Below are 26,985 nucleotides of genomic sequence, written 5' to 3'. Positions count from 1 at the left end.
ATAAATTTAACTTAAAATAATGTCTAGAAAATAAAGTATTATTATAATTGATAGCTAAAACCCACGAATACAATATATTTGTAATTCGAGTTATAAAAAAATATGAGGAACATTGGTTTAATACTTGTTTTGTGCTTTTTTTCTTGTCAGAATACAGATTCTGAAACAAGTCAGTTGTCTAATGAAAAAGCTATCAGTGAGTTAGTAACAAAAGCGGATGTAGAAGCTTTAAAATACACGGATTATATTGCTGATCCTAAAGTGGAAAAAGCCATTAGCGCTTGGACGAAATATGATGAGTTAAGTAACGTTATCTTAGATGTGAAATCTGGAAATTTGTCATTTTTTAAAGCCAACCAACAAATTGTAGCAACTTTAAATAATGAGCTAAAGTCTACGATTCCAGATGCTATAGCGTCACCACTAATTCTCTCACGTGTGATAGCTGTGGAAACTAAAATGTTCAAATTGGAAGGTGTTATTAATTTATCGGCGCCAACTAAAGAAGCTATTTTAGAAACCGTAAAAGAATTATTAGTTGCTTTTTCAAATTTAAATCTTCAAATGAATAAGCAGATAGAAAAAGAATCGCAACGCATTCAGAAACCCTATTAGCTCTAGTCTTATTTTATTAATATTTTGTTAATATATGTTTGTTTACAAACAACAAAATCAAATAGTAGTAAATTGGTACATTAAAATAAACACAAAACTTATGAATTCAAACTTAAAAAAAGCATCATTATTGAGTGCAGCCGCCTTTATGGGTTTAATGGCTTGTAAGAATGAGGCTAAAGAAGAAACCGCGCTTGTGGAAACGGAATCCATTCCGGGGATTAATTTGGAATATATGGATACCAATGTTAAACCAAATGACGACTTTTTTAACTATGTAAATGGTACTTGGTTAAAGACAACCGAAATTCCAGACGACCAATCTACATGGGGAAGTTTTAATGAACTACGAAAAAAAACAGACGCTGATGCCTTAAGTATTTTGGAAGCTGCCATGTCTGATGATAAGGATATAGATAAGATACAGGTGCTTCCGGGTTCCGATCAGGAGAAGGCCGTATTTTTATATCAAACTATAATGGATACCGTTGGTAGAAATGAGCAAGGTTTAGAGCCAATAAAGCCTTATTTAGCCAAAATTGATGCCATTGAAAATATTGATGATTTACAGGATTATATGATCGAGATGGAACCACTTGGAGGTGGTGGATTATATGGTTTTGGTGTAAGTTCAGATCCAAAAGACAGCAATAGAAACGTTGCTTATTTAGGCGGAGGAAGTACGGGTTTGCCAGACCGTGATTATTATGTAAAAGATGATGCAGATTCTAAAGAAAAACGTGAAAAATATGTGGCACATATTACTAGAATGTTACAATATTTAGGGGAAACCGAAGCGGATGCAAATGCAGAAGCCAAGCAAATATTAGCGTTTGAAACACGTTTAGCAGAAGCTAAAATGGATAAAGTGGATAGACGTGACGCTAGAAAGCGTTACAATCCAAGATCTATTGAACAAGTACAAAAAATGGTACCAGCCGTTAATTGGAAAAACTTTTTAAACGGAATAGGTGTCAAAGAATTAGATACCGTTATTATTGGAGACTTAAATTATTTTACCCGCTTGCAGGAAGTTTTAGCTGAAAATAATGTAGACGATTGGAAAGCATACCTGCGATGGGATGCCTTTAATGGGGCTGCTGGACAATTAAGTACGGAACTAGAAACTGCGAGTTGGGAGTTTTATGGTCGTGAATTAAATGGTGCCAAAAAGCAACGTCCACGTGATGAGCGTGCTTTAGGATCCTTAAATGGAACAGTAGGTGAAGCTTTAGGGAAACTATATGTTGATAAAATGTTTCCGCCAGAGGCTAAAGCCAAAGCAGAGAAAATGATTGCTAATGTAATTTTAGCTTTTGAAAATCGCATTAATAATTTGGAATGGATGAGTCCAGAAACCAAGAAAAAAGCAATTGAAAAACTACAAGCAACATCCATTAAAATTGCATATCCAGATAAGTGGAAAGACTATTCAGCATTAGAAATTAAAGGTGTTGATGAAGGTGGGTCATATTTACAGAACTCCTTAAATGCACGTGCTTGGAATTTTAAAAAGGATATTGATAAATTAGGGAAGCCAGTTGATAAAAGTGAATGGTATATGGCGCCACAGGTTGTAAATGCCTATTTTAATCCGGCTTATAACGAAATTGTGTTTCCAGCAGCTATTTTACAACCACCTTTCTATAATTATAAAGCGGATGACGCTGTAAATTACGGTGGAATAGGTGCTGTTATTGGACATGAAATATCGCATAGTTTTGACGATTCTGGATCGCGTTACGATAAAGATGGAAACTTAAATAACTGGTGGACAGATGAAGATTTAAAGCAGTTTGAATCTTTAGGAAACCAATTAGCCGATCAGTACAGCGCGATTGAAGTATTACCAGATGTTACTATTAATGGAAAATTCACTTTGGGTGAAAATATTGGTGATTTAGGTGGTGTTCTAGCAGCTTATGATGCCTTACAATTAAGTTTTAAGGAAAACGGCAGACCAGCAGATATTGATGGCTTTACAGCAGAGCAACGTTTCTTTATGAGTTGGGCAACTGTATGGAGAACTAAAATGCGGGACGATGCGTTAAAAACACGTATTAAAACAGATCCACATTCGCCAGGAATGAATCGTGCGGTGCAACCTTTATTAAATATAGATGCTTTTTATGAAGCATTTAATATTAAAGCGGGAGACAGTATGTATATTGCGCCAGAACAACGCGTAAGAATTTGGTAAAACAATACCAAACATACACTACAGAAAACAAAAAAGCAGTCTATTTTTAGACTGCTTTTTCTTTGAGAAAAATCTACGTTTACATAAGGATGATAACTATACGAGCCTATATTTAAAAACGAGATACGCTCTTATAATCGGTAATTATATAACTTCGGTATAATGGATTTCATAATAATCATGTCCTGAAAAGTCTGTGGTTTTCATAATCTAATTAATGTAACGGTTTATACGCTTTAGCTCTAATTAAAACGTATTTACTTAATGCATAACAATAATCGATATATACTTATATCTCTTGAAATTTTCAGTGTTTTTGGGAATAAAAAATGGGCAACATAATTAAATGCCACCCAAATTTCTGCTACTATTAATCTATGTATAGCCTTGTTAAAAACTATTTCTTAATAACCTTAAAGGTTTTTTCAGCATCGTTGATAGTTACGGTTACAAAGTAAACACCATCCTCTAATGCATTCATATTTATACTTGTTTTTAAGTTGTTTGGTGCTGTAACTTGAACCTGTTGTCCGACTATGTTAAAGATTCTAACATTTGAAATGGTGTTTCCAGATTCAATTGTTAAGGTATTAACAACAGGATTTGGATAGTATTTAAACGTTTCAAATGTATTAGTATCAACACTTAAAGATGGATCTGGATATGCAAACAATTCAAAGGATGCAGGGCTATTTGCATGTACAACAATTAGGTATGTTGTACCAGCTACCAATTCTGCAGTTTTATCTCCAGAGTTAAAACAGCTACTAAAACCAGTAACATAACCTGAAGTAGATGCTTGAGAACAGTTGTCGGTATTATAAACTGTGTAACTAGCGCTCCCAGATACTCTAGTAAAGTCGAAGTTATACATACCTGTATATGTTGGTGTAAACGTATACCAAACTGATTCGTTGTTTGTATTACAGGCTTCAGTTGAAGGGTACGCATTATCTAAATTGCTAGAAATGGTATTACTACCTTGATCATTTGGAGACTCTATAAGTGCAATGGCACCTGAACAATCGCTGTTAGCTACTGCTGGAGGTAATGCATACACACATAAATCAAAATCAGCACCTGCTTCCGATTGGCTAGATTTTACCATTACATAATACGTTTCTGAACTGTCCAAATCTAATATTTGGTTTGAAGTACTATTACAGTTACTGCTAATGTCGGTTAATGAGCCACAGCTTCCACTGTAAATATAATAGGATGAAGGGGCACCAGAATTTAGTGTAAAGCTAAACTCATAAAAACCATCTGCACCTGGATTAAGCACATACCATACATCAGAGTAGCTAGCAAATGCTGTATCTGGACATGTAGAATCTGCTGAACGTGTTGCTCCCACTGTAGTTCCGTTAACTGCATTATTACATTGATCATCTGTAGAAGCTGTTAAAACAATGGCACTAGAACACTCATCATTTACTGGTGGGGCAGGAGGTGTTTTTAAACAAATTACAAAGTTTGTTTCATTGCCATTAAATGCCGCTCTATTACGAATATAATAGGTTTCGTTTACTGTTAAGTTGTTAAGAGCAATATAAGTGTTACTATTAAAGCAACCTAAACTTGTTAAACTACCACAATTACCTTCTAGTAATTCTGTCGTTAAACTTGTGGCTGTTCCAACAACAGGCGTTACATTATAATATTCTAAAATTAGTGATTCATGAGTTGCAACAAATGAATACCAAACATCATTAGTCCCGCTTCCAGAACAAGAACTCGGATCTGTAACAGATTCCGTAGCACCTACATTGGTACCAACAGTTAACGTGGTGCACGTTCCATCTGTATTTACAGTAAGCTCTGTAGCCATGGCGCATTCATCATTTTCTGGCGGACAGTTGTAGAAAGTAGCGTCTTCAAATAAACAACTTGTATCTGTACTATTAGTTAATGTTACATTTACTGTTGTTCCGCTTGGGTAAGGCCCTATATTTACAACACCTGTATTAGAGATACCTGTAATATCTGTAGTTGTAGCATTATCATCACTCAACGTCAATGACGTTGCACTACTTAAATAAGTAACATCTACATTAATTGAAAATTGATCATTATTACAATCTGGCACATTAGCTAATGTGAACGTTGGATTGATACATGAATTTTTTTGAATAATTAAGCTATATGTATACGTTCTTGAACTACTTGAGTTACTTAAAACAATAAAGTACGTATTACCAGCTAGTAGTACAACTTCAGATAAGTTTAAAGCACCACCACTAGTATTAAATGTTCCAACATAAGCAACACATTCTGTAGCAACATCTGGACATCCTTGAACGACATGAATACTAGCACCGTTATTAGTAATACTAGCTAAATCAATATTTATGGACATGTCTTCAGTTGGTGTTATCTCATAAAAAACATCCTTTCCACGCATGTATGAATTACTACATGGACTTACATCAATATTGGTTTCAAAATTGTTTGTGTCTCCAAAAGCTTCAATATATGGAAAATTAGAAACAACTATTGGACTTGAACATGTTGCTCCTGGAATTGGTGCGGCACGAGTTGTAAAGCTTTCTTCAGAACATGAGATTGCGTCACCAATTGCGTTATATGGTACAATTCTAACATAATACACCGTTTCATAAGCAAGACCTGTTAAGTTGTAATTGGTTGTAGTTGTCATAGCATCTGAAACAATTTCAGATCCACCCATAGTTGTGCCAACCGATACTTTGTAACCTGTTGCTAAACCAGTTGCAGCAGACCACGTTAAATTAATGTCGGTGTCAGCAGATGTTGAACCGTTAACTGGTGAAATAAGTGTAGCATCACAATTTGGAATAGACGTTGACTCTTGCGTAATGGAAATATTATCTAAAACAACAACAGTTCTAAAAGTTCCCACATTAACTATGTCTGCAACAAAACGTGCCTGAAAATCGCTCGCATTTGCTATGGTTCCAACTGAAACGCTAGCCGTTTGACATGTTGCGGCATCAATAAAAGTAAAGTTAGAATCGTTAATAGTTGTAATATTTGTCCAAGTTGATCCACCATCAGTAGTATATTCTAATACCAAACTTCCCCATCCCGCAGTTGGAGCAACATTTTGTGCGCCAGGAAACTGGCTGTTACGTTCAAAAACATTAAAGCTAAAATTAGCAGTTAGGTTTGTGCCATTAGATATGGCTGGGTAGTTAGCTGATGATAATGTTCCTGATGTACCCGCGGCTAAAAAGCTCCAAGCAGATAATCCAGAACCGTCACAAATAAAATTTGTGTTGGATTGGAAGTTTGAACCAGGCCAATTGGATGGCGTAGATCCATTTGATTCTCCATTGAAATTGTCAACAATTTCAATTTGAGAAAAAACAGATACGCTCAACAGCATCATTAAATAAAAAGTAATTTTTTTCATCGTTTTTAGTTTAGATTAGTATTTAGTTTTTCTACCAGATTTAAAATTATTTAAATGTTGTAAACAATATTTATTTTAAAATGTTACGGATAGTTGAAAGTTTAAATTTATGGATAGTAATACTATATATAAAGGAACATACTTTTGTATTTCCCGAAATTTGAAAGCTAAAAACAAAAGTTAAAAAGTTATTAATCAGGTATTTACATTCGTATTAGTGTTTTTTCGAAAATATCAATTTTTACGTGTATTTTGGAAAGATTTAAAACGCTTTTAATAGAATTTAAAATGCTATCTGTTTATTTATTTTATATATTAAAAAGAAATAATTGGCTTAATTTCCAAGAATAAGCCTTTGTAATATTATGGCTTTCAGTAGATTTTAAGTCAAAAAAAAAGCATCCATTTTTATTATAAAATGGATGCTTTAAAAACTACTAGTTGTTTAAAAAAAGAAATCTATTCTTTTGGTTTAGCTTCCTTTTTCTGATTTAATAAAGCATTTTTACTTAAAATAGCTAAATTGAAATTGGGTGCTGTTTTGATGGCTTCATCTAAAATAGAAATTGCAGCATCTATATTAGTTGCCTTGTTTTCATTAAATTTTAATAAGGCTTTCAAATATAAAAATGCAGACTTCATTGAAACCTGATAAGGCTGTTGACTCTCATAAAATGTTTTACCCATATTTTCTTTTGAATTGGTTAAACCATATTCAATATAGCTGTTAGATTTTTCCAAGTTATTTGTTTGTAAATAAAGTTCAGCCAGCTCATAAGCTATAGAAGGGTCTGGCGTGCGCTTAAACAATTCTTCAAAATGAATAAGTGCGCGATTTGGTTCATTTAGGGCTTTTAAGGAAACCGCTTTTACCTCAATTGCAATATCAGAATCTGTAGGACTGTTATCAATGCCTATGGTATTTAAAGCTTGTATATGGTTGCCCTCGCTCATATATACCATAGCTAACGTGTCCTTATGTGCTTGTGCTTCTGAAGGTGATAACAAAATTAAATGCGTTAACCCGTTTATAATACCTTGGGAGTCTCCCTGAATTTTCATTTGCTTGTAATATTCACGGTAGTGATTCAGCAATTCTTGACTGGTTTGTGCATGTGCTTGAAATCCTAAAACACATAACGCAACAATAAGTAATTTCTTCATAAAAAATAGTCGTTTAACAGGTTTCAAAGCTAAAAAAAATACTTAATCAATATCTTAAAACAATACTAATTATTTAATAGTCACTGTACTTTTAATAATAACCGCATCGTTTAGCACAAATGGTTTCGGTATCATGGCTTTTGTTCTGCTTGGAATTGTAAAATGATTATTACTTAGTAAATCATAAGTAGCTTCGTAAAACTGTAAAGTTGTTTTTTGATTCTTCGGAACCACCAATTGCATACTTAACGGTTCATTTTCGGATACATAATAACTAAATAATCTGTTATTGTATCGGTCATCAAAAGCATGAGCAGATGCGTTATCTTTTATAGCGGGAATACCGTTAATAATGGCATCCTTGAAAATATTTGTACTATCAGCAAAAACTTCCACGCGTTCAGCAAGCCTATTGGATTTAAATTGAAGTGTGATATTTCGGTTTGCACCAATAATAGTATCTGAAATAATTATTATTTCTGGATTTTCAAGTGCTTTAACAGGCGCTGTTTTAGTAAAAGTAAAACCCGATTTATATTTACTGCCCATGGTGTTTTGATTTAATAGTGAAGCATCATCGGGTGAGTCCGTTAAAAAAGGTTGTGTGTAACTATCTAAAGCATCATCATAAGTGGCCCAAACAGCTGTATTGGTATTACTATCTAAAACATAATTTAAACTATTAGGTCTAGGTCTATCTTCTGAAAAATCAGATTTAAAATGGGCCATGGCTAAACATATTATGCTTGCTCCTAAAAACACATAAGACCATAGTTTTTTTTGGTTGAAAAAGCCAAAAACAGAAACCAACATACCAAAAATTAAAACTACCAAAATACAGGAAACAAACAGGATTTTTAGTCCGAGTCCCACAGGAAACATTTTTATAAATGGCACCATAATGGTCAAGACTGGAAAACCTAAAAGTGCCATTAAAATCAGGTTTGGTTTTTTCTGTCTTATCAGTATAAACAAGGTTATTAATCCGAAGAAAACCGGAAGAATAAAAAAGCTTGCGCCTGGCAATACAAAAGCCACAAGCGTACAGATTAACAGCCAGAAAAATAAAGGTGCTACAAATAAACTAGCCGTATTTTCTGGTTTATGAAATTTATGATAGACCCAAAAACAAATAGCTAAAGCCAAAAATGTAAACGCAAAAATATACACATGGCCATTATAAGTAAAGCCATGAAGCATCTCGGCAAATTGAGGGTATATTAGTTTTATTACAAACCATAAACCAAAACCTATTCCGCCGGCTGAAAGGAGGGTTAAAAAGAAAGCTGCAAAACCACGACCAATTTCAGAACCTATAAATGCTTCGCGTTTAAAACCATAAATTAAGAGCGCTATAAATCCTAAAAACCCTAAAATGAGCATTGGAAAAATCCATGAAAACGGGTAAATAACCGTCTTAAAAAGGGGTACATTAAAATAGATATAATCTTCCTTACTTTTTACTGAAGATAAATTGGCGTCTGAAAAATAATGGAGTAACGGCATTAAATAACTGCCTTGATGTTCCAAAGTATTTCTATCTAAACGTTCGTAAGTATCTAGAGCAGTATGGTAATCAAAATGATCGTCTATAAATGCAAAATTGAAACCATCAATATTTCCATCTTCCCGAAAACGGGTTAAATCTGTGTCATTTGGTAACATTTTATAAATACTGTAGGCCAAAGAATTGGCTACCGGATATTCGGGGTTAGCAGCTACAAAATGCTTCATTAATTCTGCATTTCCTTGGTTGGTTTCAATAAGCATATAACTTGGTCCACCAGAACCACGAGCTTCAAAATTTAGAACCAAACCAACATCTTTTGCCCATGGATGTTTATTTACAAAAATATCAGCACCATTCAACCCTAATTCTTCCGCATCAGAAATAACAATAATAATATCGTTTTTAGGTTGTTTGTTCTCACTTAAAAATGCCCGAAGACTTTCTAAAATTGTAACAACGCCAGATCCGGCATCACTAGCACCAAAAGAGGAATGTGGTTGACTGTCATAATGGGTGAGTAATAACAAGGCTTTGCCGTTTTCTTCACCTTTGTATCGTGCAATAATATTTTTTGGTTTCGATAAATTACCCCATTTCGTGATTGAAAACGCTTCCTGCACTTCTGTTTCTAACCCTAAAGCTTCTAATTGTTGGATGATGTAATTTCTAACGCGTGTATGCTCCGCATTTCCCAAGTAATGTGGAGCTTTACTAATTTCTTTTAAGTGTACCAAAGCACGTTCTGTAGAAAACTCGTTTTCGGGAGTATCTAATGTTGAAATATTTTGAGGTAATAACACTGAAAAACTCCAGTATACGGCAAAAGCAATAAGAATTAAAGCGAGTAATTTTTTTAACATGAGGATGTGCGGTTAGTTTGAAAACATAAAAGTACATAAAATATGAGCAATCTTAAACTTTAGGAAAATAGTATTAAATTTCCTATATTCAAGGTTCTAAATATCTAAAAATATGGGCATTAAAAGTTTTCAAGGTGCGCGAAAGCAGCAACATAACGCAACAGACAATCAGCAATTAAAAGTTAGCGATTACATGACACGCGATTTAATTACGTTTAACCCCGAACAAACGGTTGATGAAGTAATCCATTTGTTAATTTCAAATAAAATTTCAGGTGGTCCTGTGGTAAATTCACAAAATGAGTTAGTTGGTATTATTTCGGAAGGAGATTGTTTAAAACAAATTTGCGAAAGTCATTATTACAATATGCCAATTGAACAAGATACCGTTGATAAACGAATGATAAAAAAGGTGGAAACTATCGATGGAAATATGGATGTTTTTGAAGCGGCCAAAAAGTTTCTAGATTCTAAAATTAGGCGTTTTCCTATTGTTGAAGAAGGTAAATTAGTGGGGCAAATTAGTCAGAAAGATATTTTAAAAGCAGCCATGAAGCTCAAAGGCCATAATTGGAAATAGTTACACATTGTCCTTATTATAAAAACCACCACGATTCTCTTTTCGTTCCAAAGATTGCCCGATAATTAAATGTGCCACATTTACCATATTGCGTAATTCGCACAAAGCTGTGCTAATTTGTGATGTTTTATAAAGTGCGTCTAAATCGGTGTAAATTGCATCCAATAAACTAATGGCTTCCAGTAGCCGTTGATTACTCCTTACAATTCCTACATAGTCACGCATTACTGTCTGTAATTTTTTTAAATTGTCTGCTATTAAAACGCCATCCTTTAAATTGTTGGTGCCATGATCTTGCCAATCTGGAATCTCTAGTTTTTTTCCCGAAACGGGAAAATCAACATGATATTTATAAATATTGTGGGCATATACTAACGCTTCTAAAAGTGAGTTTGATGCTAGTCTGTTAGCGCCATGAAGTCCGGTTCGGCTGCATTCGCCACAAGCAAATAAATTAGTAATAGACGTTTTTCCATTTCGGTCTACTTCTATACCACCGCAAACATAATGGGAAGCAGGAACTACTGGAATCCAATCTTTACGGATATCAATATTGTTTTCTAAACAGGTATTATAAATATTAGGAAAATGATTCTTAAAACCATCTAAATCCAAATGTGTACAATCTAGATACACGCAAGAATCACCTGTTTTATGTAATTCCGTATCTATGCTTTGTGAAACAATATCTCGGGAAGCTAGTTCAGCACGATCATCATAATTTAGCATAAACCGAACACCATTTTTAGTGCGTAAATAGGCGCCAAAACCTCTCACGGCTTCTGAAATTAAAAAAGCAGAACCTTCCTGTTTTGTGTATAATGCCGTTGGGTGAAACTGCACAAACTCCATATCTTTTATGCGTGCTTTTGCTCGATATGCCATGGCAATACCATCACCTGTGGCAATATTTGGGTTGGTTGTGTGGCCATAAACGCGACCAATGCCACCTGCAGCCAAAACCGTACTATCTGCTTGAATGGTTATAATTTCCTTGTTATTCTCATTTAATACATAGGCACCAAAACAGGTTGTATATGATGCGTTTTGATTTAGCTGATGTTCGGTTATTACATCAATGGCAAAATGATGTGGTAAAATTTGAATATTGGTAAGTTGATGCGCACGTACCAATAACGCACGTTCAATTTCATAACCTGTAATATCTTTATAGTGAACCACACGAAATTCACTATGACCACCTTCCTTGCCTAAATCTAGGTTTCCAGTTGAGTCTAAATCAAATTGGGCGCCCCAAACCATCAATTCTTTTAAGCGTTTAGGTCCTTCTGTAATAACCATATCTACAATGTCCTTATTGCATAAACCATCGCCAGAAATTAAGGTGTCTTCAATGTGTTTTTGAAACGAATCCGTTTTGTCATCCAATACCACGGCAACACCGCCTTGTGCGTATTTGGTGTTGGATTCGTCTTCGGTTCCTTTGGTAACAATTGTGATGTTTTTCTTCGGAAACGTCTCGGCATATTTTACAGCTAAAGTTAAGCCAGCAACACCCGAACCAATAATTAATAATTCGGTTTTCATGGTTTTATTTTGAAAGTTCCAGCATACGTTCAATAGGAATTAATGCCTGTTTTCTTATGGTTTCTGGAACGTCAATTTGCGGTGATTCATTCAATAAGCAATCATATAATTTTTGCAGTGTATTTACTTTCATAAACGCGCATTCGCTACAAGCGCAGGTATTATCCTCTACGGCAGGAGCTGGAATTAATAAGGCATCTGGCACTTCTTGTTGCATTTTATGCAGAATACCAGCTTCGGTAGCCACGATAAATTTTCCTTGTGGATGGGCCTTCACATAATTAATCATTCCGGCTGTAGAACCAATATAATTGGCAGCATCTAAAATATGAGCTTCAGATTCTGGATGGGCAATAATTTTGGACCCTGGATTTTCTTGATATAGCTTTACAAGTTTATCAATTGAAAAAGCTTCGTGCACAATACAGGCGCCATCCCAAAGCACTAAATCTCGACCAGACACTTTACTAATATAATGGCCTAAATTTTTATCTGGTGCAAAAATAATAGGTGTTTCCTTTGGAACAGATTCTACTATTTTTAGCGCATTGGATGAGGTGCAAACAATATCACTCATGGCTTTTATTTCAGCCGAACAATTAATGTAGGTTATAACTTTATGATTGGGATGTTGTTCCTTAAAAACTTTAAAAGCATCTGGCGGACAAGAATCTGCCAAGGAGCAACCTGCATTTAAATCCGGTAAAACAACCGTTTTATTAGGGTTTAAAATTTTTGCTGTTTCTGCCATAAAATGCACACCAGCAAAAACAATAATATCGGCATCTGTTTCTGCAGCTTTTTGTGATAAACCTAAACTATCACCAACATAATCAGCTACATCCTGAATGTCTGGTATTTGATAATAATGTGCTAAAATAACCGCATTTTTCTCCTTTTTTAAACGTAGGATATTTTCTTTTAAGTTCAAGGTGTTTACGTATTTACAGGTTATACAAGACGCAAATTTATGGGTAATGAGATTTATAAATCATGACATAAATCATAAATCTGGAGCCATTTGCAAAAATTAGGACTAAAATATCTTTTTTATATCTTTGAAAAAAAAACTGTGTTATCAAATGCCTGTCAATACGCTATTAGATCCATTCTGTATTTAGGAATGTGCTCTGATATAGACCATAAAATTGGTGTCAAAACTATTTCGGAGGAACTGGAAGTGCCAAAACCATTTTTAGCCAAACTGCTTCAGCAATTAAATAAGAATCAATTAGTAACCTCTGTAAAAGGTCCTCATGGTGGTTTTTATTTAAGTGAAACCAATAAACAGCGAACCGTTTGGGATATTGTACAAGTTATTGATGGGCATGATAAATTTAATCAATGTTTTTTAGGGCTTTCTAAATGTGGCGATGATAATCCATGTCCAGTGCATTTTACAGTTTCTGCCTTCAAACAAAAAATACTTAAAGATTTTGAAGAAAAAACATTGGCCGAATTTGTTGATGATATTAAACTAAAAGGACGTTATATTTCCTTAAAAGCGTTTGATATTTTAGAAGAACCATCTTAAATAATGATAACCAAGCCTGTAAAAAGGGTTAAGCAGCCAATTAGTAAAGTTTTCCATAATACATGAGCTTTGCGAAGTTCCATAAAATAAAAAGCAACTATTAAAAACTTAATAGCAGCTAAAATCATAATGATTTCAGTAGCATTTCCCAGTTCCAGGTTGGATATAACAGCAGATATAACGGTTAAAATAAGTAATACCACTAGGACGTAAAAAAACGATTTCTGTTTCATATTAAAATACTAAATAGATTAATGGAAATAATAAAAGCCAGATGAGGTCACACATATGCCAAAACGTAGCACTAGCTTCTACATCTTCTAGAATAAGTGTTTCAGGTTTTTTTATCATAGTGCGTAATACTGAAGCTAAAATTACCAATCCAACGAGTACATGAATGACATGAAATAAGGTAAGCATCCAATAAAATGAGAAAAAGGTGTTGTAATCCATGGTTAAACCTACATCAATTTTCCCCATATATTCTACTGTTTTCAATCCTAAAAACAGCAAGCCACCAAGCATGGTTAGTTTTAAATATAATTTTGATTTTTGGATGTTTTGAGCTTTCAGCGCACTAACTGAAAGCGCCATAAAAAACCCACTAACCAATAAAAACAAGGTGTTTATTGTGCCAAAACTGGTGTTTAATAATAATCTGGATTGATGGAACACGTCTGGTTCGTCTTTACTAAATAAAACCATAGCAATTAGTACACCACCAAAGGTAATGAGCTCGAGGTAAATAATGATCCACATTAAAATTCCTCCTGGCGGATAATATACGGACGGTTTGGTTGTATGTTGATTCATGTTGTAATTTTTAATCCCAATCTAATAGTCTTTTTTGTCCTTCTAACTTCTGAATTTCAGTGATATCCTGCGACATCTCAATTACACCTTTGTAGGTGAGGTTTTTATCGCGAATAGCAAAGTATCGGATATGGATAATTTGTCCTTTAAAATTGAACCAAAATTCGGCAGTATCCTTATTGCCAGCTTTAAACTTTTCTAGGATTCTTAAAACCATATCGACACTTTTTGGTGGATGACAAAACCGGACCTCTCTTCCAATAATTCCCTTACTTCTAGCAAATACGCGATCCTCACCTCTGTTGTAAAATATTACCTTGTCATTTTCGTCCACATAAGTAATGTCTATGGGTAAAAACTTCAACAATAAATTAACTTGTTCAGGAGTCATATAACCTTCATCATAGTGTGTTGTGTTTTCTAATGAAAAGCTTTGGGTGCGTTCAGTAACATCTTCACTAGGATGAATATATTTAGGTTCTCTAGCAGGAAATGGCGCTGGCTTTTCTTTGAGCATCCAACCAATTTCCTTATCACCTTCATAAAATTCGTCCCAATCTGCTTTGCTTAATAAGCGTTTAGCATTGGGGAATAAATTTTGATCTTCAATAAGCATTAACCGTTTAATTCCTTCCAATAGATAAGGTAGGTTTTCAGTAATCTTCTTGACATCTTTTATTTCGTTATGGCTGTTTAATAAGCGAATTTGATCTCTTAAAACATCATGAAATGACCACATGCCTTGACTTGGTCCATTCCAATGGTGTTTTTCTAAATAAGGAAAGAGCTGATTTTCTTTGCGTTTAAAACGTTTTTCAATGGTTGATAGTTGATTAAAAATATTAAAGTACTTTTGAAAATCGTCGGAAACGTTTACATCATATAATTCTAAAATTAAATCTTGAATTAAAGCACTTTCTTGATAGTATACTTGCAAGGGATGACCTTGCTCTAACTGTTCTATTTCTGGTAAAAATGAATTCATTCTAACTTTGGTGTTTTATTTTTTCGTGGAGTTTTACTAACGATTCTAATAACTCGACAGGTGTTGTTAATATTTGATAATGGTTTTGTCCAAACATTTGCGGCAAATAATATTTGGCTTCCGCTTCAATTGCCAAGGCGTAGGAATTAATGTTACGCTGATTCAACTCGCGTAAGGCTTGTTTTACGTCCTGAATACCATATCTGCCTTCGTATTTATCGTAGTCATTTGGTTTACCATCGGAAATTAAAATAACCCATTTGTTTTTGGTGTCTCGAGCGTCTAGCAAAGCGCCAGAATGTCGTAAAGCTGTACCAATTCTGGTGTATCCACTAGGTTCCACCGCGCCAATTTTATGTTTGGCCGTGTCCCAATTATCGTCAAAACCTTTTAAGGTGAGGTAGGTTGCGTAATTCCTTGTTTTGGAAAAGAAACAATCTATGGAGAAATCCACATTAAATTCGTTTAAAATTTCACCGAAAATAATGGAAACTTGTTTTTCAACATCAATTACTTTATTGCCTCCAGCATATCCGTCACTAGATAAGCTGACATCTAATAAGATTGAAATAGATAAATCTTTGTCTTTTTTTCGTTTTGATAGGTAAATTTTTTCCGAAGGTGTGCGTCCCGAATTTATATCCACATATAAATCTGTTATAGCATCTAAGTCAAAATCGTCACCTTGTGTTTGACGGCGTTGTTGCTGATATTTATTATTAACAGACGTCAACATTTTACGCAAACCTGTTAAGGTCGACGCATTTTTTTGAAGTGTTTTTTTATAATATGCCGCATCTGTTTCTAGTTGTTTTTTAGGGTATACTTTACAGAAATTCGGTTTATAGGCACGCTTGGAATAGTCCCATTCGTCATAAGCAATATGTGGCGCTTCTGTGTCTAATTCGGTACTTTCAGAAATGGTGGTGTTTTCTATAAATTCTGCTTGATAAATGGAATGAACGGGATCGTCCACACGAACGGTATGTTTCATGTTGAGGTCTTCCAAAGCGTTTGCATGATCGTCCAAATCATCATCCCCATCAAAATCTCTCCAGCCGCCTTCCCATTCTTCGGCTGTTTCAGCTTTTTCAAAATTATGCAGTAGCACATAATCTTCCTGTTGCTTTTTATCTATTTCTAACGTGGAAATTTCTTCGACAGCATTCGCCTTTAAAATGGTATTTATTTCGTGGTCTATGGCTTTTTTTACCTGTTCTGAAATATTTTTCAACACCGATTTCTTTAAGATTTCTGGATCATTTTTCATCCATTTTCCGTAAATAAAACTTAAATCTTCAGGGGTTTTTTCGGTTGATTTGTTGAAGTATAAGGTAATTAATTCCTGACGAATTTTCTTGGTTATTGGAAATTGTTGAAACATCTCATTTAAAACTAAACTAGAAGTTTCCTGGGCTTTTTCTCGAGCGTCTTCCAAAGTAAATTCATCTTCAGACATAAAATTTAAATGCTGATTTTTTTGAATGGATAGATATACAATTCGAAAAATATAGAATTTGGTGTTTTGTTCAAAAGTGGCAAATTCAGAAAATTGTGTCGGTAAAAAGAAGCTATTGTTTTTATAACCACCTTCACGTTCCGCTTCAAAAATCTCAATGGCTTGACCGGTAATTGCTCTAGAAAAAATAGTGAGCCGTTGCTTTATATCTTTTAGTTTAACCGCATGTTCCAATGTTTCTTGAGCATTTTTTTTACGACGCTTTAAAAACTTGGCAACTTTGGAAAAGAGATATTCATCAGGTTCAAACATGATTCGTTTTTTAAATCATTAAATCGCATAAATCAGCTAAAGCTTCCGTAATTTCAAGATCATCCGTTAAAGGTTCAACTACAGCTACGCGAACAGCTAGACGTTTTCCTAAACCGGTGTGAATTAATTTGGCGGCATCAACCAATAAACGTGTTGAAACGGTTTCAGTTAAACCAAGTTCTGTTAGGTTTCTAATTTTAGTAGCAATATATACTAGTTTTTTAGCTGTTGCCGTATCAATTTGGGTTTCATTGATTAAGATTTCCGCTTCGTCTTTTTCATTTGGATAATTAAAAGCCAAGGCAATAAAACGTTGCCTGGTGGATGGTTTTAATTCCTTAAAGCCTTTTTGATAACCAGGATTAAAGGAAGCGACCAACATAAAATCGGGATGTGCCTTTATGGTTTCGCCTAGTTTATCAATATAGAGTTCTTTTCTATGATCGGTAAGCGAGTGAATGGCTACAATAACATCGGGTCTGGCTTCGGCAATTTCATCTAAATAAATAATAGCGCCTGTTTTTACTGCTTGAGTAAGAGGACCATCAATCCAAACGGTTTCGGAACCTTGAATTATATAGCGACCAATTAAATCGGTGGAGGACGTTTCCTCATGACAGGAAATAGTAATTAGTTTCTTGTTTAATTGATGCGTCATGAAATCTACAAAACGTGTTTTTCCTGTTCCTGTAGGCCCTTTTAATAATACCGGAATTTTGTTTTTATAAGCGTGATCAAATACTTCTACCTCTTTTGCTATGGGTTTATAAAATGGAATGGTAGTTGCTGTATGTTGATTTTCTGTTTTCAAAATAGAAGGTTTTATATCGGGTGTTATGAGCGCGTTGTTCATGGTTTGTAAGAAATTTAAAAAAGGCCCTTTAGTTAAAGCGTTTTGAAGCTATAGAATGTCAGGTATGAGCAAATGAAACTTCATTGTCTTTATATAGCTAAAAGGACCTTTTCTTGCAATTAAGCGTTATAAGTCTGATTCTAAATCTAATGCATCATCTGTTGGTAATCCGTGTTTATAGAATTCCCAGATGTACATGCCAATTCCGGTAGCAAATAAAATTGCACATAAAATTAGTACAACAAAGTGAATGCTTACTTCGGCTTGTACTTCCATAAAGTCCATTTTAAATTTGCGTTCCAAATATACTTGAGCTACACCTGCAACACCAAAGGCAACCGTCATACCTACCATACCTACATTAGACATCCAGAAAGCGGCACGTCCAATAGGGCTGTCGTAAAACTTTCTACCGGTCATATTTGGTAAGGCATAACTTATAATGGCTAAAACAATCATGGCGTAGGCTCCCCAAAAAGCTAGGTGTGCATGCATGGCAGTTACTAAAGTTCCATGTGTGTATAAATTGGTTTGTGGTAGCGTATGGGCAAATCCTAATAAACCAGCGCCTACAAAAGAGACAATAGCCGAGCCTAAAGTCCAGAAGAGTGCTATTTTATTAGGGTGTTTCTTTTCGCCTTTTCTGTACATATTTACAGCAAATAAGGCCATGGCCAAGAATGCTAAAGGTTCAAGTGCAGAGAAAATACCACCTACAATTAACCAGATTTTATTTACACCAATATAATAGTAGTGATGTCCTGTTCCTAAAATTCCTGATAAAAAGGTTAAACCAACAATAACATATAGCCATTTTTCAATAACCTCTCTATCCACACCCGTAAGTTTTATTAATAAGAAGGATAGAATACCGCCCATAATTAACTCCCAAACACCTTCAACCCATAAATGAACAACCCACCATCTGAAAAAAGAATCGGTTACTTGACTATCAAAAGGCAACATGCCTGGAATATAGAGTAAAGCAGCAAAAACCAAGCCCATGGTGAGAACGAGCGCTGTTGTGGTTTTGCGTTTTCCTTTAAAAAGCGTGGCTAAAATGATTCCTAAAAACAGTAATACGTTTGCTACAACTAAATAATCTAATTGTCTGGGTATTTCTAAAAATTTACGACCTTCCCACCAGTTAAAATGGTAGCCAACTACTGCAGTAACACCAACAACGGCAAGTGAAATTAATTGAACATAAGCCCATTTAACACTAACTAATTCGCGTTGTGCTTCTTCAGGGATAATATAATAGGCAGCGCCCATAAAACCAGAAAGCAACCAAACGACCAAAAGGTTGGTATGTACAGCTCTTGCTGTGTTAAAGGGGATGAATTCGTGAAGACCATCAAATCCAATACGAGCAAAACCCATAATGAACCCGTAGGTGATTTGTAAAACGAGGAGTAGCATGGAAAAGGCAAAAAACCAGTAGGCTACTTTTTGAGATTTATATTTCATTGGTTTAGTTTTATTATGTTAGAAGCCAGAAGTAATACCTAGTAAACATGTTATATAGTATCAACGTGTTTAAAAGTGTAATTCTGGGTTAGTTGTTTTTTTTCTTTCTTTCAATTCTGTCTTTAGCTAGAGGGGATATAACGGTATCAAAACCATTCAAATCTATACCGCCTATCCAATCAAAAAAGGCTATTAAATCTTCAGCTTCCTCGGCGGTGAACCCATAGGCAACCATTTGTCTTCCGTTGGGATTCCACGGAACTGGCGACATTAAAACGGCTTTAACATAACCTTCGCCTCTGCGGTCTAGTACTTTTGTTAATTCGGGAGCGTAGTAGGCACCTTCACCTAAAATAGTATGGCAACCCATACAATTGTTTTCTTCCCATAAAACTTTGCCGTGAATTACTGGTTCGGTAATGCCTTCATGGTTGGTTTGATCTTGCCCTTTGCTTAAGGAGAAAATGGTTAATCCTATAAATATTAAGAATGTTACCACAGTTCCTCCCAAGAAAAACGCGCGTGCTTGTTTTTTTGATAGCATATGATTAGTCGTTAATTGGTTAAAAAGACCTTTTAGTCTTCTATGCAAAAATAAAAGAGTGGATTAACCTAAAACATGACATTAATCATATAATGGGATAAAAGTTAAAATTTTCTTAAATTATTGATAATGTGCTCGTTAAGGTTGTAAAGTTAGCCTTCCCGTTTCACCAAGGCATAATAATCGCCTTCTAAAGGCAAGTAGCCTTGATCATAAACAAAATAATAAACCGTACCAGCTTTGGTTGTGTAGATACTGGTGAAATAATTAAAATCGAAACCTTTTTCAATGAGTTTCGCTCTGGATGATTTGGTTTTTTGCTCTGGATTCAGCTCTTCCAGAATGCGGTAGTTTTTACGTAAACGGTTATTGGTATTTCTAATCAGGTTTTTAGAGTCTTTATTCACGCGATTATTAAACGAATTTCTACAGGCATCACTACAGAATTTTTTATCAATTCGGCCAACAATTTTATCACCACATTCTGGACATTGTTTTTGCATACTGCTGATTTTTGAAATTACTTTTTGACTAAACTTTCAACTTATTTCATTTTTAAGTAGAATGAATAGCCAAGTTATTGCTTAAATATATAAATTATTCTTTAAGAAGCCATTACAAAGCTTTTCCAATAACCACCGTATTTGTTTGATTCACTTTTTTGTAAACATCCACTTGGTAGATATGCGATTTTAAATAACTAATAATATGCTCTAGGTTTTGAGAAAGCTCTTTGTCTAACGAGGCATTAAATAAAATGGAACCACTTGCCGATTTGCGTTTTAGAGTGGTCTCCCAAAATGATAGATCTAGAAATTGTTCGGGAACCGTGAGGTCTATAAATAAATCGATGATGATGAGATCGAACGTATCTGGTGTGTTTTCAATATAATGCAGTGCATCATCACATATAATATTTAATTTTTTAGAAGTTTCAATCTGAAATTCATTCTTCGCAATGGCTATTATTTGTGGATCAATATCTACAGCTGTAATTTGATTTTGGTAATTAAAATCGGTTTTCAGTGTTTCAATAACACTGCCGCCACCAAGGCCTAAAACAAGAATGGAATTCACATTTTTAAGGTCTAGTTTCTGCAAACCAAACTTTAAAATGCGCTGTAATGAACCATACGAATAGTTGGCGTTTTTAGAGTTTAAATGTTTTTTTCCGTTGTACCAAGTAATTTCTAACGTGCCGTTAATTTCCGATTTTACTCTTTTGGTAATAGGATATAAATAGCTTAAAAGTTTTGCCATGGGTGTAAAGGTAGCACTTTATTGTGATGGCTTATAGCATTAATCATTCCCATAAATGAGATTTAAAAACTCCGTTTTTTCTAAATCGCCAAAATATTCTTTAACAGACAAGTTTTTTAATGCCTTTGTGATTTCAACTTTATCATAAGGCACACCAATAAGTAAGCTTTCAATATCTGAAACGGGTTTTCTACCAAAGAAATCGCCAAATATTTTTAATTCTGAAATATGGCCTTTTTCAACAAAAATGCGCAAATCAATTTCACCAACCGGAAAACGTTTGTTTTTTTGAATATTAGATTTAGGCGATCGTCCAAAATTCCAATCCCATAAATCGTATTTCTCGGCTTTCAGTCTATGAACCGCTTGCCATTCCGCTTCCGTTAATTTGTAGGTTTCAAAAGGTTCACTGGCTTCATATAATCCAACAAGTAATTGCTTTTTAAAATCGGCCATGCTGATAGGTGTTTCTAAAAATTCGCTAATATTAGCCACGCGACTTCTTACCGATTTATGACCTTTAGATTCTATTTTGCTCATTTTTACTTGAAGCGCTTTTGTTACTTCACTCATATCTGTGTCAAATAAAAGCGTACCATGACTAATCATTCGTTTTCCCGTTGAAAACTGCGCAGTTCCAGAAATTTTCTTCTCGTTTACCAAAATATCATTTCGGCCTTTGAGTTCAGCCGAAACGCCGATATTATTTAAAACCCGAATAACGGGTGCGGTAAATTTTTTAAAGTTGCTTATACGTTTTCCATCATGATTGGTAATAAAACTAAAGTTTAAATTTCCTAAATCATGATAAACCGCGCCACCACCAGAAACACGACGTACTACATGGATGTTGTTATCATCTATATATTCCTGGTTAATTTCCTCCAAGGTATTTTGGTTTCTTCCAATAATAATGGATGGCTCGTTAATGTAAAACAGCAAATAATCTGTGGAAGTATCAAAATGCCTTAAGGCATATTCTTCTAAAGCTAGGTTTAGTTTTGGGTTGGTGTGGCCTTCATTGTCTATGAAAATCATAAGGGATGTCTTGTTTGGTAGATAACAAAGATAGCGAAATTTATGAGCGCATAGTTGTTCTAGGAAAACCAAAATTAGCATTAATTGCAGTATGTAATAAGCCGTTAAAACAGGCTTTTGCTAGTGCAAAATCAGGATTAATATATGAGGATACGTATAGAAGTACTTTAGTGAAACGTTAATGCGTTTTTACTTGCCTGCCTGTCTGCAGACAGGTTTTTTTACTTCATTACTTTGTTGGCATTTCGTACTTTATTCAAATCCTAACTTATGTTTATTCAAATAACCTAAATTAGGTTTGTGATTTTCATTTTTCGGTAATTTCATTCTTTTTTTATGTAAATCTATTGTTAGTATTTTATCATATTCAGAATGTTTGTTTTTTCCAGTTGGGTCATCGTAAATAATTTCATATTCTGAATTAACAATAATTTTCCTTTGGTCAAATAAACTATGATGATTTGCACAAAGAAGAATTCCATTTCTTACATCTAATCTTTCACTTTTCGTTGATTTCGACCAAGGAATTATATGTGATGCTTGAAGAGTTTTTTCAAAGCTAAATTCACAAAATGCACATTTTTTGTCATAAGCTTTCAATAATGCTTTTCTAAATATTTGTTGAGCAATTCCTCTAACTATAATTTTCCCATAAACATCTTTAGAGTTATCTGGTTCATCTAAAAGTTCATTTATTATTTCGGATTCAGTAATTCCATTTAAAGCATAAGAAAAAGGATTCTCTAAATTTTTCCAATTGTAATTATAAACACGTTCAAAAGCTTCCTCTTTATTTTCTATATCCCAAGCTATAAATCCGTTTCCAGGCTCTCCACTTTCGTTAACAACAAGAATTGTCAAAGGTGGAAGTTGATGTTCCAAACAATAATCTTGTATAACTCCAAGTACAAATCTTACAGGTCTATGATGAATTCCAATTTTATCTCCAAGTTCTCCATAACGTATTAATTTGTTTTCAGTATTTGCAATATCTGTTAATACTTTCCAACCAATTGCAGCTCTTTGGATTTGATTTATTTCCGACATTTATTATTCAGTTTTCGAGTTTTTTGGGTATGAATGCCAACGGTTTTGTATATGGCTCGTAGCGTGTAAATTAGCGATTATTTTCGGATTAAGCACAAGCCAGATTTTGCAAATATGCTTTAACTTTGATTATACAACTGCCAAGCTATGAGTTATATACGTTGTTAGCATTAGTACTTTATACGGTTTCTAATATCCTAAAGGTGTTTTCAATAAGCTCTTTATGAGAATTATCGTAGTCACTTAAAAGTGCTCTTTCTTCAGTTCCATTACCAATACAAATCATATGAGCATTATCTTTAAAGATTTCTGATTTATATTTTCCAATTAGTGAGTCGATATTTTTATCATCGGCAATTGACAGTATAGTTTGTGTATCTTTTGGGAAATTTGAATTTATAAATTTTAAAATTCTCTCTTTATTTCCGCCCTCAATATCTTCTTTGAATACACTATCGAGGATGAAAGGCAATCTATGAATATCTGTAGATTTAGTTAGTATATCGTTAAAGGCAAAATGATAACTCAAAACTGCTAAATGCAATTGAACACCCTGAAAAGGAAACGATGAAATATCATATAACCTATAAAAGCGCTCATCTTCTAAAGAAGGTAATCCGAGTTGGCTATTGTAAGTAAAATATTTGTCTTTGAAAATTTTTGTTTTCTTTTCTCTCTCAAACAATATTTCTTCATCTGTTTTGTAGTCTTTTAATTTTTCTCTCTCAAGATTCAAATCAATCGTTAATTGTCCGATTTGTTTAGTTAAATTATCATACAACTGTATATTAGCTCGATTTTCAATATAGTTTTCGAGAGTTACTTTGTTGTCTGTAAATTTGCTGAAAGTGTTATATGTTCTTTTTATTTCGGTTCTATTCTCTTCTATTTTCTTATTTAGAGAATTCAGGCGTGACTGAAACTTTTTAATTTTTTCTTTTAATTCTTTCTCAATAGATTCGGTATCATTCTCTTCTTGAAGAAATGAGTAAACCTCTTCGATTGAAGTTGGCAAAATCTGGGTGCAAGTTGGACAATTGTCTATTCCTGGTTCTTGGGACTTGTGATTCCGTTTTACTTTTCTAACAACGGATAATCTTTGGGTGAAATAAGTAAGTTTATTTGAATCATTGACATAAGTATTTTCTAAATCTAATAATTTGTCTTTTGTTAAAGATATATTAGAAATAAACTCATTGGCTTTACCTTTAAGAGTATCGTTAAGAATATTAGCTAATTGTAAGTCTGGATTGTCCTTTTCAACTTCCGTGTAAAATCTAATTTGTTCCTGAAGTTTATTAATTTCCTTTTCTATTTTTCTTTTTTCCGCTCTATCTACAACATTTTCGATGCCTAAATAGTAATCTAAAAAATCCTCTTTGAAGTTTTTATAAAAGTTTAAGTTACTAAACGATTTTCTCAAATAGACCCAACCGACTTCTTGAGAAACATAATAGGGAAGAAAAATTGTCTCAATTGGGGCGTCAGAAATTCCACTATTTGACTCTAATTGCAAATCAAAACTGAACAAAGAATTGAAATATTTTTTCAATTTTACGTGTTCTGCTGAATTATCGCTACTGATACCGTTAAATCTAATTATTTTGCCATTAGAATCCTGAATCGTCAATGTTTCATCTTGTCTAATAAAAACGATTGAATTAACACTATTGCCTTTTTTTATTGAACAATCGAGTCTTACAAAAATTTCTTCTGACAAGATTTCTGCAAGTTTCATTTTATTGTCATTTATTCCAAAAGCATAAAGTAAAAGCTGAATTAAAGTGCTTTTACCAGCAGTATTTTTTCCATAAATAACATTTAATTTATCTTCAAATGTGCAATGAAATATTTTATTATTCTCCTCGCTGTAAATGAGAATACTATTTATGTCTAAAGTTATTTTCATAGTATATTTTTAATTTCGATATAGGCTGCTGCTATTGCTGCTTTCAATTGTAGCTCTAATAGAGTAGAGGACTTTTCTCTTTTAAAAGATGAAAGAAAACTTGAAATACAAGCTCTGTCTGTTGAATGTGTTTGAAATATTCCTTGATTATTTTTAATATAATCATAGATTTTTTGATGCTCACTTTCATTAATATCTTTAAACTTGTCAAAGCTATTTTCATAGTGAAGTTCAAAGGTCTTGGCGTCGAAAATACTTATATTTAATTCTTCACAGATTTCTTCTCCTTTTTCACGCCAAAAGTCATAGGCTAATTTTTTATTTGTAAGAATATTTATTATTGAGGCGATTTCGCTGGATTCAATTCTTTTTTTATTATCGTTTAAGACAGCAATATTTTTCTGATTGAATTCTCTCTCAATTTTTTCAAGTGCAAAATAAAATGTTTCAAGAGCAGCTTTATGGTCAACTATACTGTCTCCAAAAGTTGAGACAAACATTCCATTTAATTGATTTAACTGTGATTTGGTATTTCTGCCCAAGTCAATAAATCGAAATGTTAGGGTATCGAGATTCTTAATGTTTTCTGTCGTAAAACTTATATTTTTATTCCCTTGTTCAAGCTTATTTTTTATTTCCTTATCTATAGATGAATATGTGTTTAATTCATTTGTTTCATTAACTGTACAAGTATAATTTTGTTTGTCGACCTTGCATTTCAACTCAATTGTATTGTTTGTTGCAAAAAAATTTTCTTGTAAAAAATTATTACTTTTAGGATGAGGGTCGTTCAGAATGGCTTGGCTTGTTTCCGTGATTTTTTTCACAATTTCAAGCACACCGCTTATAGACCATTTTGAGGTTGATTTTTTTGCTTGATAAGTCTCAATCTTTATTAGTTCATCGCGATTTAAAAAACCAAAAACAATATCTTCTAAATGTTCAAGTATTATGAAATACCGTTGATTTTTTAAGGAATGATAGTTTTCAAGAAATAAGTAAATTGTGCAATTTTTTTGGAAATCCATTCCAACATTGGCGTGAACTCCAGCATTAACTTCTGGATTTGTATTGTTACTCATTGGTTTTTTTCAGTATTAATGCTAACGTGTTACATAAGTATAAATATACACTTAAATTCAAAATTACCCATTTCCAAACGACTACAAACATTTACAAACGAATTTAAATAGGTAACTACCGACTAATACTTGCAAGGGGTTGCATCTTTGTCCTGTTGATTTGACCTAATGATTTTCAACATAATTAAAACCTTATCTTATGAATACGTTAAGAAACAAAGTACAGTTAATTGGAAGACTTGGACAAGATCCAGAAATCATCAGTTTTGAAGACGGTAATAAAATGGCTAAATTTTCATTAGCTACAGACGATAGCTATAAAGACCAAAATGGCGAAAAAGTAGAACGTACCTACTGGCATAATGTGATAGTAAAAAATGGCTTGGTAAAAGTGGTTGAGGCGTATGTAACCAAAGGACAAGAAATTGCTATAGAAGGCAAATTAACCAACCGATCTTGGGATGATAAAGATGGTAAGAAGCATTACATTACCGAAGTGTTATGCAACGAATTGCTGATGTTTGGCAAGTAATAATTGCCATAAAAAAAGAAAAGCCGCGAATGACCTTCGCGGCTTTTTTTATGCAACTTTTTGAAGCAAATCAAAACACGGACATTTGCCACATCGTTTTTTTTCGCTTTTTAAATATTTTTCACAGCATTTGCTTTTTACTTTCTTTTCCGCAGAAATGATACCTGCTTCGCGTAACGCTTTTAAAGCCTTTTTCTGTTTTTTCTTGTCTTTCTTTTTGCCCACAATGGATTCATTTGTAGATGATAAGACAAAATTAATTATTTTTATTGATTC

The 26,985-nt window shown here is 33.8% G+C and carries 24 protein-coding genes and 1 pseudogene; 6 read left to right on the top strand and 19 right to left on the bottom strand.

Features of this window, described 5'->3' with window-relative positions:
• Positions 1 to 102 precede the first annotated feature (102 nt).
• Both ACN0QX_RS02705 and ACN0QX_RS02700 read left to right on the top strand, forming a co-directional pair.
• Entirely contained in the window at positions 103 to 615 is a 513-nt protein-coding gene (locus ACN0QX_RS02705) for a hypothetical protein (protein WP_248397251.1), read from the top strand.
• Between the two features lie 100 nt (positions 616 to 715).
• Complete coding sequence (locus tag ACN0QX_RS02700) at positions 716 to 2,815, top strand: M13 family metallopeptidase (RefSeq protein ID WP_248397253.1); 2,100 nt, start codon at positions 716 to 718, stop codon at positions 2,813 to 2,815.
• A 397-nt stretch (positions 2,816 to 3,212) separates the two neighbouring features.
• Here the strand turns inward: ACN0QX_RS02700 and ACN0QX_RS02695 are convergent, their stop codons facing one another.
• From ACN0QX_RS02695 to ACN0QX_RS02685, 3 genes are all read right to left on the bottom strand, one after another.
• Positions 3,213 to 6,209, bottom strand: coding sequence for a T9SS type A sorting domain-containing protein (locus ACN0QX_RS02695; protein ID WP_417195405.1), 2,997 nt, complete (start codon positions 6,207 to 6,209; stop codon positions 3,213 to 3,215).
• Positions 6,210 to 6,668: 459 nt separating this feature from the next.
• Positions 6,669 to 7,373, bottom strand: coding sequence for a tetratricopeptide repeat protein (locus ACN0QX_RS02690; RefSeq protein WP_248397257.1), 705 nt, complete (start codon positions 7,371 to 7,373; stop codon positions 6,669 to 6,671).
• A 69-nt stretch (positions 7,374 to 7,442) separates the two neighbouring features.
• Positions 7,443 to 9,743 (bottom strand): M28 family peptidase, encoded by a 2,301-nt coding sequence (locus tag ACN0QX_RS02685; RefSeq protein WP_417195404.1) that lies wholly within the window; start codon positions 9,741 to 9,743, stop codon positions 7,443 to 7,445.
• Positions 9,744 to 9,855: 112 nt separating this feature from the next.
• Here ACN0QX_RS02685 and ACN0QX_RS02680 point away from each other — a divergent pair, with 112 nt between their 5' ends.
• Positions 9,856 to 10,323 (top strand): CBS domain-containing protein, encoded by a 468-nt coding sequence (locus tag ACN0QX_RS02680; RefSeq protein WP_248397261.1) that lies wholly within the window; start codon positions 9,856 to 9,858, stop codon positions 10,321 to 10,323.
• Here ACN0QX_RS02680 and nadB read toward each other — a convergent pair whose 3' ends face one another.
• Both nadB and nadA read right to left on the bottom strand, forming a co-directional pair.
• On the bottom strand, positions 10,324 to 11,871 hold the full coding sequence (nadB, locus tag ACN0QX_RS02675; protein ID WP_417195401.1) for an L-aspartate oxidase: 1,548 nt from the start codon (positions 11,869 to 11,871) through the stop codon (positions 10,324 to 10,326).
• A gap of 4 nt (positions 11,872 to 11,875) precedes the next feature.
• Entirely contained in the window at positions 11,876 to 12,802 is a 927-nt protein-coding gene (gene nadA / locus ACN0QX_RS02670; protein WP_248397265.1) for a quinolinate synthase NadA, read from the bottom strand.
• Positions 12,803 to 12,943: 141 nt separating this feature from the next.
• Here nadA and ACN0QX_RS02665 point away from each other — a divergent pair, with 141 nt between their 5' ends.
• Positions 12,944 to 13,405, top strand: a complete 462-nt coding sequence (locus tag ACN0QX_RS02665; protein WP_248397268.1) for an RrF2 family transcriptional regulator — start codon at positions 12,944 to 12,946, stop codon at positions 13,403 to 13,405.
• On the opposite strand, the gene ACN0QX_RS02660 is transcribed toward ACN0QX_RS02665, so the two are convergent.
• The 10 genes from ACN0QX_RS02660 to ACN0QX_RS02615 form a co-directional block, all read right to left on the bottom strand.
• Positions 13,402 to 13,638 (bottom strand): cytochrome C oxidase subunit IV family protein, encoded by a 237-nt coding sequence (locus tag ACN0QX_RS02660; protein WP_417195398.1) that lies wholly within the window; start codon positions 13,636 to 13,638, stop codon positions 13,402 to 13,404. The genes ACN0QX_RS02665 and ACN0QX_RS02660 overlap by 4 nt on opposite strands.
• A gap of 1 nt (position 13,639) precedes the next feature.
• Positions 13,640 to 14,218: a cytochrome c oxidase subunit 3 gene (locus tag ACN0QX_RS02655; protein WP_417195396.1), complete on the bottom strand. Its 579-nt coding sequence runs from the start codon at positions 14,216 to 14,218 to the stop codon at positions 13,640 to 13,642.
• A 10-nt stretch (positions 14,219 to 14,228) separates the two neighbouring features.
• A complete protein-coding gene (locus ACN0QX_RS02650; protein ID WP_417195425.1) occupies positions 14,229 to 15,182 on the bottom strand; it encodes a DUF438 domain-containing protein in 954 nt (317 codons plus the stop codon).
• A gap of 22 nt (positions 15,183 to 15,204) precedes the next feature.
• Positions 15,205 to 16,974, bottom strand: a complete 1,770-nt coding sequence (locus ACN0QX_RS02645) for a nitric oxide reductase activation protein NorD (protein WP_417195395.1) — start codon at positions 16,972 to 16,974, stop codon at positions 15,205 to 15,207.
• Between the two features lie 10 nt (positions 16,975 to 16,984).
• Entirely contained in the window at positions 16,985 to 17,785 is an 801-nt protein-coding gene (locus ACN0QX_RS02640) for a CbbQ/NirQ/NorQ/GpvN family protein (RefSeq protein ID WP_417195393.1), read from the bottom strand.
• Positions 17,786 to 17,953: 168 nt separating this feature from the next.
• Positions 17,954 to 19,297, bottom strand: coding sequence for a cbb3-type cytochrome c oxidase subunit I (locus ACN0QX_RS02635; RefSeq protein ID WP_417195391.1), 1,344 nt, complete (start codon positions 19,295 to 19,297; stop codon positions 17,954 to 17,956).
• Between the two features lie 88 nt (positions 19,298 to 19,385).
• On the bottom strand, positions 19,386 to 19,841 hold the full coding sequence (locus ACN0QX_RS02630) for a c-type cytochrome (protein ID WP_417195390.1): 456 nt from the start codon (positions 19,839 to 19,841) through the stop codon (positions 19,386 to 19,388).
• Between the two features lie 152 nt (positions 19,842 to 19,993).
• Positions 19,994 to 20,344: a hypothetical protein gene (locus ACN0QX_RS02625; RefSeq protein ID WP_066247556.1), complete on the bottom strand. Its 351-nt coding sequence runs from the start codon at positions 20,342 to 20,344 to the stop codon at positions 19,994 to 19,996.
• Positions 20,345 to 20,456: 112 nt separating this feature from the next.
• Positions 20,457 to 21,101 (bottom strand): spermidine synthase, encoded by a 645-nt coding sequence (locus ACN0QX_RS02620; protein WP_417195388.1) that lies wholly within the window; start codon positions 21,099 to 21,101, stop codon positions 20,457 to 20,459.
• A gap of 39 nt (positions 21,102 to 21,140) precedes the next feature.
• On the bottom strand, positions 21,141 to 22,139 hold the full coding sequence (locus tag ACN0QX_RS02615) for a lipoate--protein ligase (RefSeq protein ID WP_417195386.1): 999 nt from the start codon (positions 22,137 to 22,139) through the stop codon (positions 21,141 to 21,143).
• A 35-nt stretch (positions 22,140 to 22,174) separates the two neighbouring features.
• On the opposite strand from ACN0QX_RS02615, the pseudogene ACN0QX_RS02610 reads away from it, so the two are divergent.
• Positions 22,175 to 22,321 (top strand): annotated as a pseudogene (locus ACN0QX_RS02610) (IS110 family transposase); the annotation flags it as partial.
• 70 nt (positions 22,322 to 22,391) lie between these two features.
• On the opposite strand, the gene ACN0QX_RS02605 reads toward ACN0QX_RS02610, so the two are convergent.
• The 3 genes from ACN0QX_RS02605 to ACN0QX_RS02595 form a co-directional block, all read right to left on the bottom strand.
• Positions 22,392 to 23,186 (bottom strand): HNH endonuclease, encoded by a 795-nt coding sequence (locus tag ACN0QX_RS02605; RefSeq protein WP_417195384.1) that lies wholly within the window; start codon positions 23,184 to 23,186, stop codon positions 22,392 to 22,394.
• 178 nt (positions 23,187 to 23,364) lie between these two features.
• Entirely contained in the window at positions 23,365 to 25,095 is a 1,731-nt protein-coding gene (locus ACN0QX_RS02600; RefSeq protein ID WP_417195382.1) for a hypothetical protein, read from the bottom strand.
• Complete coding sequence (locus ACN0QX_RS02595) at positions 25,092 to 26,177, bottom strand: hypothetical protein (protein WP_417195381.1); 1,086 nt, start codon at positions 26,175 to 26,177, stop codon at positions 25,092 to 25,094. The genes ACN0QX_RS02600 and ACN0QX_RS02595 overlap by 4 nt, the downstream gene beginning before the upstream one ends.
• A 199-nt stretch (positions 26,178 to 26,376) precedes the next feature.
• On the opposite strand from ACN0QX_RS02595, the gene ACN0QX_RS02590 reads away from it, so the two are divergent.
• The gene (locus ACN0QX_RS02590) at positions 26,377 to 26,709 is read left to right on the top strand and encodes a single-stranded DNA-binding protein (protein ID WP_376858559.1); all 333 of its coding nucleotides are present in this window, start codon (positions 26,377 to 26,379) and stop codon (positions 26,707 to 26,709) included.
• A gap of 48 nt (positions 26,710 to 26,757) precedes the next feature.
• Here the strand turns inward: ACN0QX_RS02590 and ACN0QX_RS02585 are convergent, their stop codons facing one another.
• Positions 26,758 to 26,934: a hypothetical protein gene (locus tag ACN0QX_RS02585; RefSeq protein ID WP_170244070.1), complete on the bottom strand. Its 177-nt coding sequence runs from the start codon at positions 26,932 to 26,934 to the stop codon at positions 26,758 to 26,760.
• Positions 26,935 to 26,985: the final 51 nt, after the last annotated feature.

Origin of the sequence: Bizionia sp., assembly GCF_048259285.1 — a bacterium.
GTDB lineage: Bacteria > Bacteroidota > Bacteroidia > Flavobacteriales > Flavobacteriaceae > Algorimicrobium > Algorimicrobium hallyeonense.
The sequence above is the reverse complement of the archived record's forward strand: the minus strand, read 5'-3'. Positions and strand labels throughout refer to the sequence as shown.